13 protein-coding genes are annotated in these 15297 nt (G+C 42.0%); 9 read left to right on the top strand and 4 right to left on the bottom strand.

Annotation, left to right across the window (positions count from 1 at the left end; genetic code table 11):
• The first annotated feature begins 75 nt into the window (after positions 1 to 75).
• Positions 76 to 552: a hypothetical protein gene (locus tag L0B17_RS13395; protein ID WP_235085477.1), complete on the top strand. Its 477-nt coding sequence runs from the start codon at positions 76 to 78 to the stop codon at positions 550 to 552.
• Positions 553 to 709: 157 nt separating this feature from the next.
• Here the strand turns inward: L0B17_RS13395 and L0B17_RS13390 are convergent, their stop codons facing one another.
• On the bottom strand, positions 710 to 1804 hold the full coding sequence (locus L0B17_RS13390; protein WP_235085475.1) for a GNAT family N-acetyltransferase/peptidase C39 family protein: 1095 nt from the start codon (positions 1802 to 1804) through the stop codon (positions 710 to 712).
• A 74-nt stretch (positions 1805 to 1878) separates the two neighbouring features.
• Between L0B17_RS13390 and L0B17_RS13385 the strand changes: the two genes are divergently transcribed.
• Positions 1879 to 3330 (top strand): RimK family protein, encoded by a 1452-nt coding sequence (locus L0B17_RS13385; RefSeq protein ID WP_235085474.1) that lies wholly within the window; start codon positions 1879 to 1881, stop codon positions 3328 to 3330.
• Positions 3331 to 3409: 79 nt separating this feature from the next.
• Here L0B17_RS13385 and L0B17_RS18220 read toward each other — a convergent pair whose 3' ends face one another.
• Positions 3410 to 3559, bottom strand: coding sequence for a diguanylate cyclase domain-containing protein (locus tag L0B17_RS18220; RefSeq protein ID WP_336246469.1), 150 nt, complete (start codon positions 3557 to 3559; stop codon positions 3410 to 3412).
• A gap of 44 nt (positions 3560 to 3603) precedes the next feature.
• Positions 3604 to 4296 (bottom strand): GGDEF domain-containing protein, encoded by a 693-nt coding sequence (locus tag L0B17_RS13380; protein ID WP_336246468.1) that lies wholly within the window; start codon positions 4294 to 4296, stop codon positions 3604 to 3606.
• A gap of 158 nt (positions 4297 to 4454) precedes the next feature.
• Between L0B17_RS13380 and L0B17_RS13375 the strand changes: the two genes are divergently transcribed.
• Positions 4455 to 6407, top strand: coding sequence for a monovalent cation:proton antiporter-2 (CPA2) family protein (locus tag L0B17_RS13375; protein WP_235085472.1), 1953 nt, complete (start codon positions 4455 to 4457; stop codon positions 6405 to 6407).
• 57 nt (positions 6408 to 6464) lie between these two features.
• On the opposite strand, the gene L0B17_RS13370 is transcribed toward L0B17_RS13375, so the two are convergent.
• A complete protein-coding gene (locus L0B17_RS13370) occupies positions 6465 to 7208 on the bottom strand; it encodes an SDR family NAD(P)-dependent oxidoreductase (protein ID WP_235085470.1) in 744 nt (247 codons plus the stop codon).
• Positions 7209 to 7362: 154 nt separating this feature from the next.
• On the opposite strand from L0B17_RS13370, the gene L0B17_RS13365 reads away from it, so the two are divergent.
• The 6 genes from L0B17_RS13365 to L0B17_RS13340 all read left to right on the top strand — a co-directional run bounded on the left by L0B17_RS13365 (position 7363) and on the right by L0B17_RS13340 (position 15203).
• Positions 7363 to 7755 carry a YbaY family lipoprotein gene (locus L0B17_RS13365; RefSeq protein WP_235085469.1) on the top strand — a complete coding sequence of 131 codons (393 nt, stop codon included), beginning with the start codon at positions 7363 to 7365 and terminating at the stop codon, positions 7753 to 7755.
• 44 nt (positions 7756 to 7799) lie between these two features.
• Complete coding sequence (metA, locus tag L0B17_RS13360; protein WP_235085467.1) at positions 7800 to 8753, top strand: homoserine O-acetyltransferase MetA; 954 nt, start codon at positions 7800 to 7802, stop codon at positions 8751 to 8753.
• 115 nt (positions 8754 to 8868) lie between these two features.
• Positions 8869 to 10806: a tetratricopeptide repeat-containing diguanylate cyclase gene (locus L0B17_RS13355; RefSeq protein WP_235085465.1), complete on the top strand. Its 1938-nt coding sequence runs from the start codon at positions 8869 to 8871 to the stop codon at positions 10804 to 10806.
• A 286-nt stretch (positions 10807 to 11092) separates the two neighbouring features.
• The gene (locus tag L0B17_RS13350) at positions 11093 to 12277 is read left to right on the top strand and encodes a thiolase family protein (RefSeq protein ID WP_443019953.1); all 1185 of its coding nucleotides are present in this window, start codon (positions 11093 to 11095) and stop codon (positions 12275 to 12277) included.
• A 153-nt stretch (positions 12278 to 12430) separates the two neighbouring features.
• On the top strand, positions 12431 to 13924 hold the full coding sequence (locus tag L0B17_RS13345) for a CoA-acylating methylmalonate-semialdehyde dehydrogenase (RefSeq protein WP_235085462.1): 1494 nt from the start codon (positions 12431 to 12433) through the stop codon (positions 13922 to 13924).
• Positions 13925 to 14045: 121 nt separating this feature from the next.
• Positions 14046 to 15203 carry an acyl-CoA dehydrogenase family protein gene (locus L0B17_RS13340; protein ID WP_235085460.1) on the top strand — a complete coding sequence of 386 codons (1158 nt, stop codon included), beginning with the start codon at positions 14046 to 14048 and terminating at the stop codon, positions 15201 to 15203.
• The last annotated feature ends 94 nt before the right edge of the window (positions 15204 to 15297 follow it).

Here is a 15297-nt window from a genome sequence, read left to right as displayed (position 1 = left end):
TTGCCGAGTAACCCAACGCCCAGCGTAATGGTTGGGACATGGTGAAGGCCTGAACATTTAGAAGAAGGAGGAGTCTTGTCAAACTTGTCGATACCCACTACGTCGCCAGACGATTACTATCGGCAGCGTATTGATATGCAACCGGCCTTCAACCGCGATCTATTTCAGCAACTACTCAAGCCTGAAAATTTACACAGAGCTTGGCGTCAAGTGAAAGCCAATAAAGGCGCGGCTGGCATCGATGGCATGACCATCGAAGCCTTCCCGCTTTGGATGCAACAAGGCGGGCAACAATGTAAATCTCAATTAGAGCAAGGTGAATACCAACCCTCAGCGGTCAGGCGCGTAGAGATCGACAAAACCGATGGCGGTAAACGCAAATTGGGGATCCCTAACGTCATTGACCGTGTGATTCAGCAAGCTATTGCTCAAATACTCACACCACTGTTTGCCCCATTCTTCTCGACTACCAGACGTACTTGCTGCGTGTCGGTGAGTAAATACCATACTGAAACTATAAAGATAAATTTCACGATACATTCTTTACTGTGAGCGAAGCTTCATGTTCATAGTGGTCGTAGGCCATATTCCAAACAAACCTTGGGGCATAAACAAGTCAGTATTTTAAAATAATCTCATGTCACTTTTCACTTGAGGTCAGCGCTATGTTATCGGCGTAGAACACAAGTACAAACCCAAATATTAACCATTAAACCGCAGCCGATTTAACCACTAAACAAGACACCAATTTCTGCTTCCCATAAGACATTACCTGCGCTAGCTCAGATTGACTTATCGGCACATAAGCGGCATTTATGGCATCTTTTTGTGCTTCAACAAAGGGGTCGTGGATAAACATAAACTGCTCGTTGTAGCCGCTCAATACCACCCAATGTGGGCCTTTTTCGCCATTAAATCGATAGGTGCTTATCATCAATAACACAACAAAGCCTGAGTCAATCCAACCGCGTAGTTGCGCTAGTGTGGGGGAGGCATTGTTGATTGCAATGCCTTGCGAAGTCAGTTGCTGACAAAAATCATCGTGTACCAAGGTGATAACAGCCTTTTTATTGGTATCACGCACGCTATCAATAAACGGTACTGAGGTTGATTGGCTGTACATCTCTATTTGTAATCCGCGTTTAATGGCGGCTAACGCTAAGCCATGTACGCTGCAACCACCATGACCACTGGTCATAAAAATAGTGGTGGCTTCACGCCAAATACTCAGTTCATCGACTCGGCTAGGATTATACTGTGGCTTTACCGCACTTATGGCCATCATTAAACATGCTGCGCCACAGGTGAATGGGGTGGTTTGCACATATAAAGGCATTTTGATGACTTTACTTGGTCCTGGTGGGTCTAGGCGTTTGTGCATACGCACGCCATCCGCTAGATCATCATAATAATGTACTAAGGTTTTAAGTATCTTATAACCCATTTTTAAATAAAGATTTTTTGCGGCTATATTGTCGTTTCGTACTTCTAGGCGTAATGTAATGAAGCCACGCTCAACTACGGTATGCTCGCATTGCTTTACCAATTCAAAGGCAATGTTGCGGCCTCTAAATTCAGCTGCTACGGCAATTGAATACAGCCTGGCTAAACGGGTGCCACGATGAAATAACACTAAAGCATAGCCTGCTAGTGTGCCGTCGACCTCGGCCACTAATAAGCAGTCCAGTGGCGAGTTTATAAAGCGTTTCATCTGCCGAGAGCTGATTTTATCACCACTAAATGCATTGGTTTCTATGTGGTTTAGTTGGGGTAAATCGCTGGCAATAGCTTGGCGAAGCAGCATGAGTAGGCTCGGGTTGGCAAACATGATAGTGAGTTAATTTACGCGCTAAACCACACAAGAGGCAATAGATATTTATGGCTCAGTTTTTAATTGTTACTGATGACGCAAGTGATTGGCGTCCTTACCTTCCAAGTGACAACATGGTCACTGTTCACGATTATTTAAACATGGGAGCCTATTCAGACAAAGGCGCTATGCAAGTGATTAACTTGTGTCGTAGCTATGACTATTTAAGTACCGGATATTATTGTTCGTTAATGGCAGAGGCGCGGGGGCACAGGGTTATCCCTCGGGTAATGACCATTAATGATTTATCTCAAGACCGTTTTTTTAGCCTGCCTCAGTCTGGCTTGGATAAATTAGCCGCGACCGTTAATGATATTTCGATGAAAATCTTTTTCGGTTATTGTGATAACCCTGCATTAGAAAAAATCGCCCGTAAAATATTTGAACGATTCACCGTACCTATTCTTGAAGTGCGTTTATCTAAACAGTCCGATAAATGGCAAGTGGATACCATTGAACCTGCGACATTTCAAAACTTAACTGATATTGAGCAAGATTTGTTTGCTAAGTATTTAGAAGTGTTTTCGCAAAAGGTATGGAAGTTACCTAAAGCAGCTAAACGGTATCGCTATGAAATTGCCATGTTGGTCGATGAACACGAGAAAATGCCGCCATCGGACAAAGCTGCCCTTAAATTATTTACTAAATCAGCCAACCGTATTGGGATGGATCTGGTTCAAATTGGCTCCCGTGATTTAGCGCGCTTAAGTGAGTTTGATGGTTTATTTATTCGCTCAACCACCAATATTAGTAACTTTACTTATCGATTTGCTAAAGCGGCAGAGCAGTTAGGACTAGTAGTAATGGACGACCCTGAATCCATAATGAAGTGTACCAATAAGGTATTTTTAACTGAGTTATTGAATCGCCACAAAGTGCCAGTCCCTAAAAGTTTAATTTTTAAAAAGTCTGATGAAAACTGGGTAGATAATGTTATTGAGGCCATAGGCTTACCTGCGGTACTTAAAGTACCTGATGGGGCGTTTTCGCTTGGGGTATTAAAAGTTAAAGACAGAGAAACTTTAATTGAACAGGCGAATAAAATTTTTGAACACAGTGCGTTAATTTTAGCCCAAGCCTTTATGCCAACAGATTACGACTGGCGTATTGGCATGTTAAACCGTCAGCCTATATATGCTTGCCGCTATTTTATGAGCCGCGGTCACTGGCAAATTTATCAACATCATCAAAGTGGTCGTGTGAGCAGTGGTGATTTTGATTGTGTTGACTTAAAGATGGTGCCGCAACAAGTGATTGATGCTGCCAGTAAAGCGGCTAATTTAATTGGTGCCGGCTTATACGGTGTCGATTTAAAAGAAATTGACGGTAAAGCCTTTGTGATTGAAGTGAATGATAACCCGAGTATTGACCATGGGGTAGAGGACTTGTTTTTAGGTGATTTAGTTTATGATCGGGTGATGACGGAGTTTTTAAGACGTATTCAGCTTAGAGGGTTGTAAAATAACTATGTAGATTCATCATTTCACCAATGACCATAGTGGAGTAAGGCTATGGTCATTATGATGATTTTTATGCTAACTATTGCGTGTCTGCACAAATTTTAAAACAGTTTCTGCCTGCTGCCTTTGCACTGTACATGGCTTTATCGGCACGCTCATAAAGTGTGGCCAGCTCTTCTTTAGCACGCGACTGAGCAATACCTAAGCTACACTTAACATTATACTCCATCAGTTCAGGGCACTGAGGTAAGTTATCTAAAATGCGTTGGCATACTAAGCTTGCCGCGGATGACCCCCTTCGGTGATAACAACAAATTCGTCGCCACCAATGCGAAATGCTTGGTCGGTATCTCGTATAGAATCATTAATTAAGGTCGCAAAGCTGGCGAGTACGTTATCCCCTACAATGTGACCAAATTTATCATTAAGTTGTTTAAACTTATCTAAATCTAATACGATTAAAGACACATGACCTTGTTTACGCTGCGCTCTGGCAATGCTTGTATGTATCACTTTTTTCAAGTAATAACGATTACCAAGGCCTGTTAATGCATCAAACATAGCCTGGTTAGACACCTGTTGATACTTAAGGGCGTTATTAAATGGCTGTAATATCAATGCTTCAATGTGATTAAGTAGTGTTAGTTGTATTGGGCTGAGTGGCACTGAAAGATAGTAATGTATCTTTAAGGTATCGGATTCAGTTTTAATATGGCGTACTAACTCAATGCCATTGTGACGCCCCCAGGTAAACTTTTGGTCTGCGACGAACAGTTGCAGTGCTTTTATCGGCAAATGTTGACCGACAATTTTGCCATAGCAGGCAAAAACTGTCCGAGGATCTAAACTTGCATGTAATTGCTGGATCACTTGGACCAGATCAAGCTCAGGCTCCATCCGTAGATAGGTGTTTGACCTATACCCATATTCTTCTGGGAAAAGTTCGGTTGCAATTGCAAAATCCATAGGGGTACTCCAAAACGTGTCACTGTGATACCGGTATTAAGCAAGTTACATGCCTAAATTTATTTTTCTATGTTTTTTAAGTGTTTGTAATTTATTTGTTATTTTGACAAACAGGATGCAACGCTTTCGACAGTTTCTTGACAGGGAGTTTTTTGCCTATGGAAAACAATATGTTTATTCATATTTTATTTATGTTAGTTATCGCCATAGCAACAATTGCTATTTTAGGGCGGGTAGGATTACCTGCGATTCTGGCTTATCTTTTGACCGGGGTGATCAGTGGCCCAAGTGGTTTTCACTGGTTTACTCAACATGAGATGCACTATGTTGCTGAACTTGGCGTGGTGCTGTTGATGTTTACTTTAGGGCTTGAGTTTTCTGTGCCGCGTTTATGGTCAATGCGTCGTACTGTGTTTGGCTTGGGTAGCGCTCAAATGATTATCACCACATTAATAGCGGGTGGTGTCGCTTACCTATTGGGGCAAAATTGGGTAGCATCATTGGTCATTGGCTCAGCTATCGCATTATCCTCTACCGCCATTGTGCTTAAACTGATGAACGAACAAGGTTGGCTTAGAAGGCGCCACGGAGAATTATCGGTCAGCGTACTGTTATTTCAGGATTTAGCCGTGGTGCCCATGCTAATTCTATTACCTCTGCTGGCTAATGATAGCAGTCAAATGAGCATAAATAGCATAGTGTATGGTTTGCTAACCGGTATTTTGGCCTTTCTCGGACTCATGTCATTTGGTAAATGGATATTGCCACGAATTTTTGATGAAGTAGCTCGTTCACGTTCTAATGAGTTATTTGTATTATCGACTTTAGTTGTCGCATTATTGACAGGGGCATTTACTCAGTGGCTAGGGCTGTCAATGGCATTAGGGGCATTTATTGCCGGTATGTTACTTGGAGAAAGCCAGTATCGCCGTCAATTAGAAGCCGATATTCGCCCATTTAGAGATTTATTGATGGGACTATTTTTTATCTCGATTGGAATGATGCTGAATTTTGACTTGATAATACAATATTGGTGGCAAATATTAACCACTTTGATCGCCGTTATTGCACTTAAAATAATAATCGTTTATGGGTTATTAAAGTTGGCGGGTGAACACGCCAAAGTGGCATTAAGTACCGCAATCAGTTTAGGACAGGTAGGCGAGTTCAGTTTTGTGTTGTTGGCCTTGGCGGTTAACTATCAGTTATTAGAAAATAAAGTCAGTACTATACTGGTTGCGGTAGCCGTTATTTCAATGTCATTTGCCCCGTGGTTAATCCGCAACAGTGTCGATATAGCCAAAAAGATTAAGGGCGGTAAGCCACCTAAAGGGATGGCGTCACAAACCATTACTTTACCTAACAGCGATGATGATGATTTTGTGGTGATTTTAGGTTACGGCCGTGTAGGGCAAACCATTGCCCGTTTCTTAAAAACCGAAGCGATTAATTATATAGTGTTAGATCTTGATCCCACCCGTGTAACAGAGTCCCGCGCAGCTGGTGAACCGGTTTATTTTGGCGATGCCTGTAAAATGGGGATTTTAAAGCGAATAGGGATCCGCCAAGCCAGTATGGTGGTAGTGACCTTTACAGAAGAACGCCAGGCTGAAGAAGCGTTAGCGGTAAGTCGAAAATTAGCTCCTGATGCTAAAATTCTTATCCGTACGCGAGATGATTCAAATCTTAAAGGCCTTAAAGAGGCTGGGGCAACACAGGTGATACCTGAGTCGTTGGAAGGCAGTCTGATGTTGGTTTCTCAGGTGCTCTACAAGTGTGGCGTGCCCTTGCAGCGCATTCTTAAACGGCTTGAATCAGAGCGGCGTAACCATTATCAATATTTACATGGATTTTTTTCTGGCACAGAAACGGACTTTACTTTGGATTTGTTGCATGCAGTGTCCTTAACGACCAGTGCCAGCAGTGTCGGTAAAAAAGTCGCAGACATTCCATGGCATCAATTAGAGGTTGAACTTAGAGCTGTGCGCAGAAAAGGCTCTGAGATCGAGCCTGCACCGGATGATTGGGTATTTCGCCGCAATGATATTTTAATGCTAGTGGGTAAACCGCGCAGTATTGAAAAAGCCGAAGAGTATTTATTGCAAGGGTGATCTAGGCCCAAACTTTAAGCTTTTTTATTCGATTATTTTAGTTGTAGTGTGATGAGGTTATTTGCGCTTTTTCGACTGCCAATGGCGAGTATTATAAATATACTCAGGTAACAACCGATTCAGCCAAGCAACAAAACGCCAACGTTTGGTCACATATACTTGGCGTTTGCCCTTTTGCAACGCAATCAAAATTTGTTTAGCAACTTTGTCTAAAGGGGCTAATAAAACCTGCTTTTGTTGCAATGCGGCTTTATCTAATAAGCCTAATTGAATATCGCTAATGGTAATAGGCAGTTTTAATCGCTGTGCATGCATGCTTAAGCCTTCAAAATAATTAGCGGCAAATGCCTTAGATGCATGGTAAGCCATGCTTGGCCCACCTCTCTGTCCTGCTATTGAGTTAATTGCTGCCAGCTGGCCATAACCTTGTTCTGTCATCAATTTGAATACACAGTGACAAATAGCAGCAAAGCCTTTTACATTGACATCAATAATATCTTGTTCTAATTGCCAGGGAAGGGTGGCATCGTAACCATTCATGCCAGTATTAACAATCACCAAATGGGCGCCGTTTTCTTGCTGCCATGAAGTGGTTATTTGTTCAATTAACTTGGCAGGTTCTGTGATTGATAATGGCAAAACTTGCACTGAAACGGGCAGTGTTTTAGCAAATTCGGTTAACAACTCTGGTTGTTGCACAAATAACAGCAACTTGACGTTTTGAGCAGCAAGCTGGCGGGCTAATTCTTTACTTAGCTGCGAGCTAGCACCAATAATCATAGCGGTGGCAATAGTGGTCATGGGGTTTATGGCGCTCGTTATTTTCAAGTAAGGTTTATGATAGAAATAAGCGCTAGCGATAACAAGCACGAAAATATTTCAATGTTGGAAGTGTAGACTTCCAGACGTCTTAATGTATGATGATGCAATATTACAAAATTAGCACAGGAGACTTATGATTAAAGCTCTTTTATGCACTCTAGTAATGGTTACGGGCTTATCAGCTTGTCAACCTGCACCAGACAACATCAATATTATTGGTGAAGTGTTATACAAACAACGTATTGCTTTATCTGCTGATTCTGTGATCAAAATCCAATTACAGGATGTGTCTTTGCAAGATGTTAAAGCAGAAGTCTTGGCTGAATATCAAATAAGCCCAGTCACAGGTGTCACACCTTTCAAGTTTGTTGTGCCAACAGATGTTTTTAAAACAGGCCATCGTTATGCCATTAGTGCACGGATTACTGTTGCTGATGAATTGTGGTTTATTAATACGCAATCTTATCCAGTAAACCTAGCTAATCCTCAGCCATTATCTGTGGTTGTTGATCTCGTAAAGCGATAATGTCAGCCGTATTTGTCGATTAATAATTAGGTAAGGGAACGAGTATGCCAGTTCGAATTCCAGATGATTTACCCGCAGCAGGTATTTTAGAGTCAGAAAACATCTTTGTGATGTCAGAAACTCGCGCAGCCAACCAGGATATTCGTCCTATGCGGGTGCTTATCTTGAATTTGATGCCCAATAAAATTGAGACCGAAACTCAACTTCTACGTTTATTAGGCAATACGCCATTACAAGTCGGTGTTGATTTACTGCGTATTCATGATAAAGAATCTAAGCATACCTCGGTTGACCATATGAATACTTTCTATCGTGATTTTGAAGACGTCAGGCACAACAATTACGACGGACTGATTATTACTGGTGCACCTTTAGGACAACTTGATTTTGAAGATGTTGTTTATTGGGATCATATCAAAGAGATTATTGATTGGTCGCAGCGTCATGTTACCTCGGTATTGTTTTTGTGTTGGGCGGCACATGCGGGGTTATTTCATTTATATGGCATAAACCGTGGTTTGTTAGCGCAAAAGCGCTCAGGTGTATTTAATCATGTTAGGGCCAGTGAGCCTCATCCTTTACTGCGTGGTTTTGATGATGAGTTTTACGCTCCCCATTCGCGTTTTGCTGAAGTCAATATTGATGATATTCGTCAACATCCTGAGGTCGATATTTTGGCTGAATCAGCAGAAGCTGGTGTGTATATAGCCTTAAGCTGCGATAGTCGTAATTTATTTGTTATGGGGCATCCAGAATATCAAAAGGGTACCTTAAACGATGAATATCAACGCGATTTAGCCCAAGGTTTGAATCCAAGTGTGCCCTTAAATTATTATCGCAATGACGACCCATCGCAGGATCAAATTGTCCGTTGGCACAGTCACGGCAGCTTACTTGTCAGTAATTGGCTTAACTATTATGTTTATCAGTTAACGCCATACGATTTAAGTGATATGAGTAAAATGACACCCTGGGAAAGTAAGAAAACCAGCGGTTAATTGATATTAAGTCGGGTTAACTATTTATTACCAATAATGTATCAATAGGTGTTTCCAATTGGTCTGCATTAGCGTTATGTTAGAGTCTGTTGATCTTTCCAGATGAATTTAAAATATGTTTGATTTATCGGCAATTGTAAATCATCAACTTGTAGGTAACTTGACTGTCTTTAAAGGCATGGCGCTATTGGCTTATCTATTATGTGGGCCAATAAGCTTTGCCGCCAACTCACCCAATTTGACGATTATTGAACAACATCTAACTGGTATTGATACCCCTGCGAATAAAATTGACTATATCACTCTGCAATTGTCGCAGGTAAGCCACCATCCCGCCGAAGATAAAGCCCAGTTATTGTTACATCTCGCCGCTGCGCAAGAACAAGATAAACAACTGGAACAAGCCTTTCAAAGTTATTCACAAGCAATAAACATACTGTCAGCTACTCCTCAGTCGCCACTCTTGGTTAAAGGTTATCTTGCCCGTTCATTTATGGTGTATTTGCAAACAAATGATTATAAACAGTATTGTCCAGATAGGATTATCGCCGTTGAATTAGCCCATAAACAATCAGATCAGGCTCTATTAGCGGATGCACTTACTCAAACGGCTTTTTGTTTTAATCAAGCCAATAATTTTGATATTGGCCTAATGCACTTATCTGAAGCATTAGATATTGCAAAAGAATATCAATTATCCCCCGACAAACTGGCGAAAATTTTTAATGCGACCGCGGCGATATACCGTGATAATCATTTGCATAAACAAGCGGAAGACTATTTTCAACAAGCATTCAATCATTGGCAGCAAGTTGATGATAAAAAGAATATGTTCAATATGTTACATAATTTAGTTGGCGAAGCGGTGACGTTGACTAAATGGAAACGTGCCGACGGTTATCTCCAGCAAATGTCTGCTTTAATTGTGCAAATGAAAAAGAATAAAGACCTGCCATTTTTCTATTACTTCAACAAAGGCCGTTATCACCTTGGACGACAAGAATATTCAACAGCAATTCAAGCATTTGAAATGGCTAATGATGCTTCAAAAGAGACGGAAGAAGCATTTTTTGTGACTCAAAGTTTGGGGTTGTGGGCGTTAGGTTTGTTTCATTATCAAGATGTTGCAACGGCAGGGCAAGTAGCAGAGCGATTTCTTAATTCAGATGGGCTTAATGCTCAGTCGGCGAGTTTAATTGAGCAAGTTAGGTCGATTTATTTCGCTTCTGAAGGCGAGTATTTCACAGCGTTAGGATATTTATTTTCTGCAATAGAATTTGAAAAACATAATATGGAAGATTCTATGGCAAATGATGTGGTACTTGTCTCGTTAAATCATAATGTCAAAGTCACTCGGTATGAAAACCAATTGCTTGAAAAAGAATTAGCGATAAATCAATTAAGTCTCACTAACCAGATCGATAAACAAAGAATCACCAAATTATCTATGTTTATATTTATTGTTATTGCAGCGAGTTTAGCGGTATTGGTGATATTTTTGATTTATTCACGAAGACAATTTATTCGACGAGCACAAACAGATTTTTTAACAGGCATAGCTAATCGCCGCTTTACCTTTGAAGAGGGACGAAAGCGTCTGCAGCAATGCCAGGAAAATCAAAAGCCTTTTGCTGTTATTTTGTTTGATATTGACCATTTTAAAAAAATAAATGATCAATTTGGCCATGACATAGGTGATAAAGCGATAATTGCCGCTGTAGGGCGTTGTCAAAGTTACATTAAACAGACCGATATTGTGGGCCGTGTGGGCGGGGAAGAGTTCTTATGCATTTTACCCAATGTGGATGAAAATGAAGCGATGCAAATAGCCGAGCGTTTAAGGAGCGTTATTGCCGAAAAACCGTTTCAATTTAGTGATATTGCACTTGAATTTACGATTAGTTTAGGTGTTGCAGTGGTGCAAGATGATGCATATTCAAATTGGCACCAAGATTCAACCGAGCAGCACTTTACCGATTTGGTTAAAAAAGCCGACTTAGCCATGTATCAAGCTAAAAACCAAGGACGCAATCAAGTCCAACTTTACCGCTAAGTGTTTAGACGTAAACTGCATTATCTCCATCTTTTTTCGATTCAATTTACACTTGAAGTTCGTACTTGAAATACAATTATATTATTGATAATGCTTGTGTAAATCTATTGTCGAATGACTGTATTTGTCTAGGTGTAAATCTTGACTGACAATGACATTAGATTTCATCACTATGTTCGACTAATTACTACTTGCTTTACGTTCGCGTAAACGTCAAAGTGGTGATAAGTATTTTAGTTATATTTAGATTTTTTATGGAGTGGTTATGAGTTCACAGCAAGCTGGGATGGGCAATCAGGCTCAAGATATTGTTATTGTTGCAGCAAAGCGTACCCCAATGGGGGGGTTTCAAGGTTCACTTTCCTCAGTGAAATCACCTACTTTAGCAGCCACTGCCATTAAAGGGTTAATTGCTGACTGTGGTATATCGCCAGCCAGTATTGATGAAGTGCTAATGGGCTGCGTATTACCTGCGGGCCTTGGACAAGCGCCTGCGCGTCAAGCCACTTTGGGGGCTGATTTACCGCTTTCTGTTGGCGCGACAACTATCAATAAAGTATGTGGCTCAGGAATGAAAACTGTCATGTTGGCCCATGATTTAATTAAAGCCGGTAGCAGTGAAGTGGTTATTGCTGGTGGTATGGAAAGCATGAGCCAAGCACCTTATTTACTTGATAAAGCGCGCAGTGGCATGCGTATGGGGCATGGTAAAGTCATGGACCACATGTTTTTAGACGGTCTTGAAGACGCTTACACTGGCGGTGCAATGGGGACTTTTGCACAAAAAACTGCTGATGATTTTGGTTTAACTCGCGAGCAAATGGATGCTTTTGCTTTAGGCTCACTTGAAAAAGCCAATAATGCGATTAATTCTGGTGCGTTTAAAGCTGAAATTACCCCAGTTACGGTCAGTGACCGTCGCGGTGACATCACAATCGACACCGATGAGCAACCTGGTAATGCCCGCCCTGAAAAAATTCCAACGTTACGTCCTGCATTTACTAAAGACGGTACTATTACCGCCGCAAACTCTAGCTCAATTTCTGATGGCGCAGCAGTGCTATTATTGATGACGCGTGAAAAAGCCGCCAATTTAGGCTTAGCCGTGTTAGCCACCATTAAAGGTCATACAACCCATTCGCAAGAGCCATCTTTGTTCACTACCGCGCCAGTAGGGGCAATGAATAAACTACTGGGTCAAGTAAACTGGACCAAAGATGATGTTGATTTATATGAAATCAATGAAGCCTTTGCCATGGTCACAATGTTGGCAATTTCTGAACTTGGTTTAGATGCTAACAAAGTGAACGTTAATGGCGGAGCATGTGCAATAGGCCATCCAATTGGCTGTTCTGGCGCACGATTATTAGTGACATTAATTTATGCATTAAAAGCACGCGGTTTAAGCCGTGGTGTCGCGTCATTGTGCATTGGTGGCGGTGAGGCTACCGCCATGGCGATTGAAGTTTAATTTGATAGAAGTTTAGTGTGATTTAGAAATCATAACATTCAACAAGATCAGCATTGATGAGCCATAACCTTGTGACGTTAGCGTCAGCGGGAAAAATACAACACCATTGCCATCAATGCTTACCACGATTTAATTAGGTTCAAAGGATATATTATGACCATACAAGTAAAACATTATATTGATGGCGAGTTCACAGTCGGTACTGGTACGCAAAATATCGACGTCACTAACCCTATCAATAATGGTGTGATTGCAAAAATCAACGCAGCGACACCTGCAGAAGTTGCGCAAGCCATTCACAGTGCAAAAGAAGCCTTTAAAACCTGGAAAGAAGTGCCCGTTTCAGAACGTGCTCGAGTCATGTTGCGTTATCAGCATCTTCTCAAAGAACACCATGATGAAATCGCGACTATTTTAGCCCAAGAAACCGGTAAAACCTTTGAAGATGCTAAAGGCGATGTATGGCGTGGTATTGAAGTGGCAGAACATGCCTGTAATGTTGCCTCATTAATGATGGGCGAAACCGTTGAAAACGTCGCCCGTAACATTGATACCTACAGCTATACTCAGCCTCTTGGAGTATGTGCCGGTATTACCCCCTTTAACTTTCCTGCAATGATCCCGTTATGGATGTTCCCATTAGCCATTGCATGCGGTAACACCTTTATTTTAAAACCGTCTGAGCAAGACCCTATGACCCCACAACGTTTAGTGGAGTTATTTGTTGAAGCTGGGGCGCCAAAAGGCGTATTACAGCTTATTCATGGTGACAAAGTGGCGGTTGATATTTTACTACGTGACCCAGCCATCAAGGCTATATCGTTTGTCGGCTCTGTTGCGGTTGGTCAATATATCTATAAAACCGGTACTGACAATCTTAAGCGTGTGCAAGCTTTTGCTGGGGCAAAAAATCACTGCGTGATCATGCCTGATGCCAGCAAACAACATGTCATTAATAACTTAGTTGGCGCCTCAGTTGGCGCAGCGGGTCAACGTTGTATGGCCATTTCGGTGGCTATATTTGTCGGCAAAGCCAAAGAGTGGATCCCAGAATTGAAAGAGGCTTTAGCCAAAGTGCGTCCAGGTTTATGGAATGATGCTGACGCTGCCTATGGCCCAGTCATCAGCCCTGCGGCTAAAACACGGGTATTAAGCTTGATTGAACAAGGTAAACAAGAAGGCGCAGAATGTTTGTTAGACGGCAGTGATTTTACCGTTGAAGGTTACGAGTCTGGTAACTGGGTTGGCCCAACTATGTTCAGCAAAGTCACCACAGATATGAGCATTTACAAAGAAGAAATCTTTGGCCCTGTTTTATGTTGTATGGAAGCTGATAATTTAGATGATGCAATTGAGCTAGTGAATAACAGCCCATACGGCAATGGCACTTCAATCTTTACTGCATCGGGTGGCGCAGCACGTAAATATCAACATGAAATTGAAGTGGGTCAAGTGGGTATTAACGTGCCAATTCCTGTGCCGTTACCTTTCTTTTCATTCACAGGTTGGAAAGGCAGTTTTTACGGTGACCAACACGCGTACGGTAAACAAGCGGTGCGTTTCTACACAGAAACTAAAACCATTACCTCACGTTGGTTTGAAACCGATGCCGTTAGCGGTCCAAACATGAGTATTAATCTTAAATAAGCAGATAGTTAGCGTTATTTAAGCTAGCGAAAAATCCCCCCCTAGTGGCAGGTTAATTCCCCTTAACCTGCCAACAAATGACCCAAGAGTCATCAGACAGAACAACGTTAGGAGTCCCTCAATGGATTTTAATTTAAATGAAGATCAACGCCAATTCGCCGATCTTGCCCGTCAATTTGCTGCCGATGAACTAACCCCATTTGCGGCTAAATGGGATGAAGAACATCATTTCCCCAAAGACGTGATTCAAAAAGCAGGTGAGTTGGGGTTCTGTTCTTTGTATTCGCCAGAATCTGAAGGCGGTATGGGCTTATCGCGTTTAGATGCCTCAATTATTTTTGAAGAGTTGTCTTACGGTTGTACCGCGACGACTGCTATGTTGACCATTCATAATATGGCCACCTGGATGGTGACCACCTGGGGAACCGAGACGGTGCGAACTCAATGGTCAGAAGGGTTAACCACAGGTCAGTTATTAGCTTCATATTGTTTAACCGAACCTGGAGCAGGCAGTGATGCAGCATCACTGCAAACCAAAGCGGTGCGTGACGGTGACGATTACATTATCAATGGCTCTAAAATGTTTATCTCAGGTGCGGGGGAAACCGAGCTATTAGTGGTGATGTGCCGCACAGGCGAAGCCGGTCCTAAAGGCATATCTGCGGTAGTGATCCCGGCCGATACCGCAGGGGTCACTTACGGTAAAGCGGAAGATAAAATGGGCTGGAATGCCCAGCCAACACGATTAATTAGTTTTGAAAATGTCCGTGTCCCGGTTGCTAATCTTCTGGGTGAAGAAGGTCAAGGTTTTACCTTTGCAATGAAAGGCCTAGATGGCGGCCGAATTAACATTGCTACCTGTTCTATAGGTACTGCGCAATCAGCACTTGATCGCGCTACTCAATATATGAACGAGCGTAAGCAGTTTGGTAAACCGTTAGCGGCATTTCAAGCATTACAATTTAAGTTAGCCGATATGGCGACAGAATTAGTTGCCGCGCGTCAAATGGTGCGTTTAGCCGCGTTTAAACTAGACATGCAAGACCCTGAATCAAGTGCTTATTGTGCCATGGCAAAACGTTTTGCTACCGATGTTGGCTTTCAAGTTTGTGATGCCGCACTGCAAATTCATGGCGGTTATGGCTACATTCGCGAATATCCGTTAGAACGTCATTTCCGTGATGTACGCGTACATCAAATTCTTGAAGGGACGAATGAAATCATGCGGTTGATTATTGCCCGTCGACTACTGGATGCAAACGCGCACCCCATTCGTTAATCAAATGAATTAGCGAGCTTACGGTACTCAACCTGCTGTCATGCTTTGGCAGTAGGTTGATTGGCAATATGACTGGTAATAAAGTAAACCAATA

This window comes from Shewanella sp. OMA3-2 (genome assembly GCF_021513195.1).
GTDB lineage: Bacteria > Pseudomonadota > Gammaproteobacteria > Enterobacterales > Shewanellaceae > Shewanella.
This window is presented reverse-complemented; position numbering and strand designations above follow the sequence as displayed.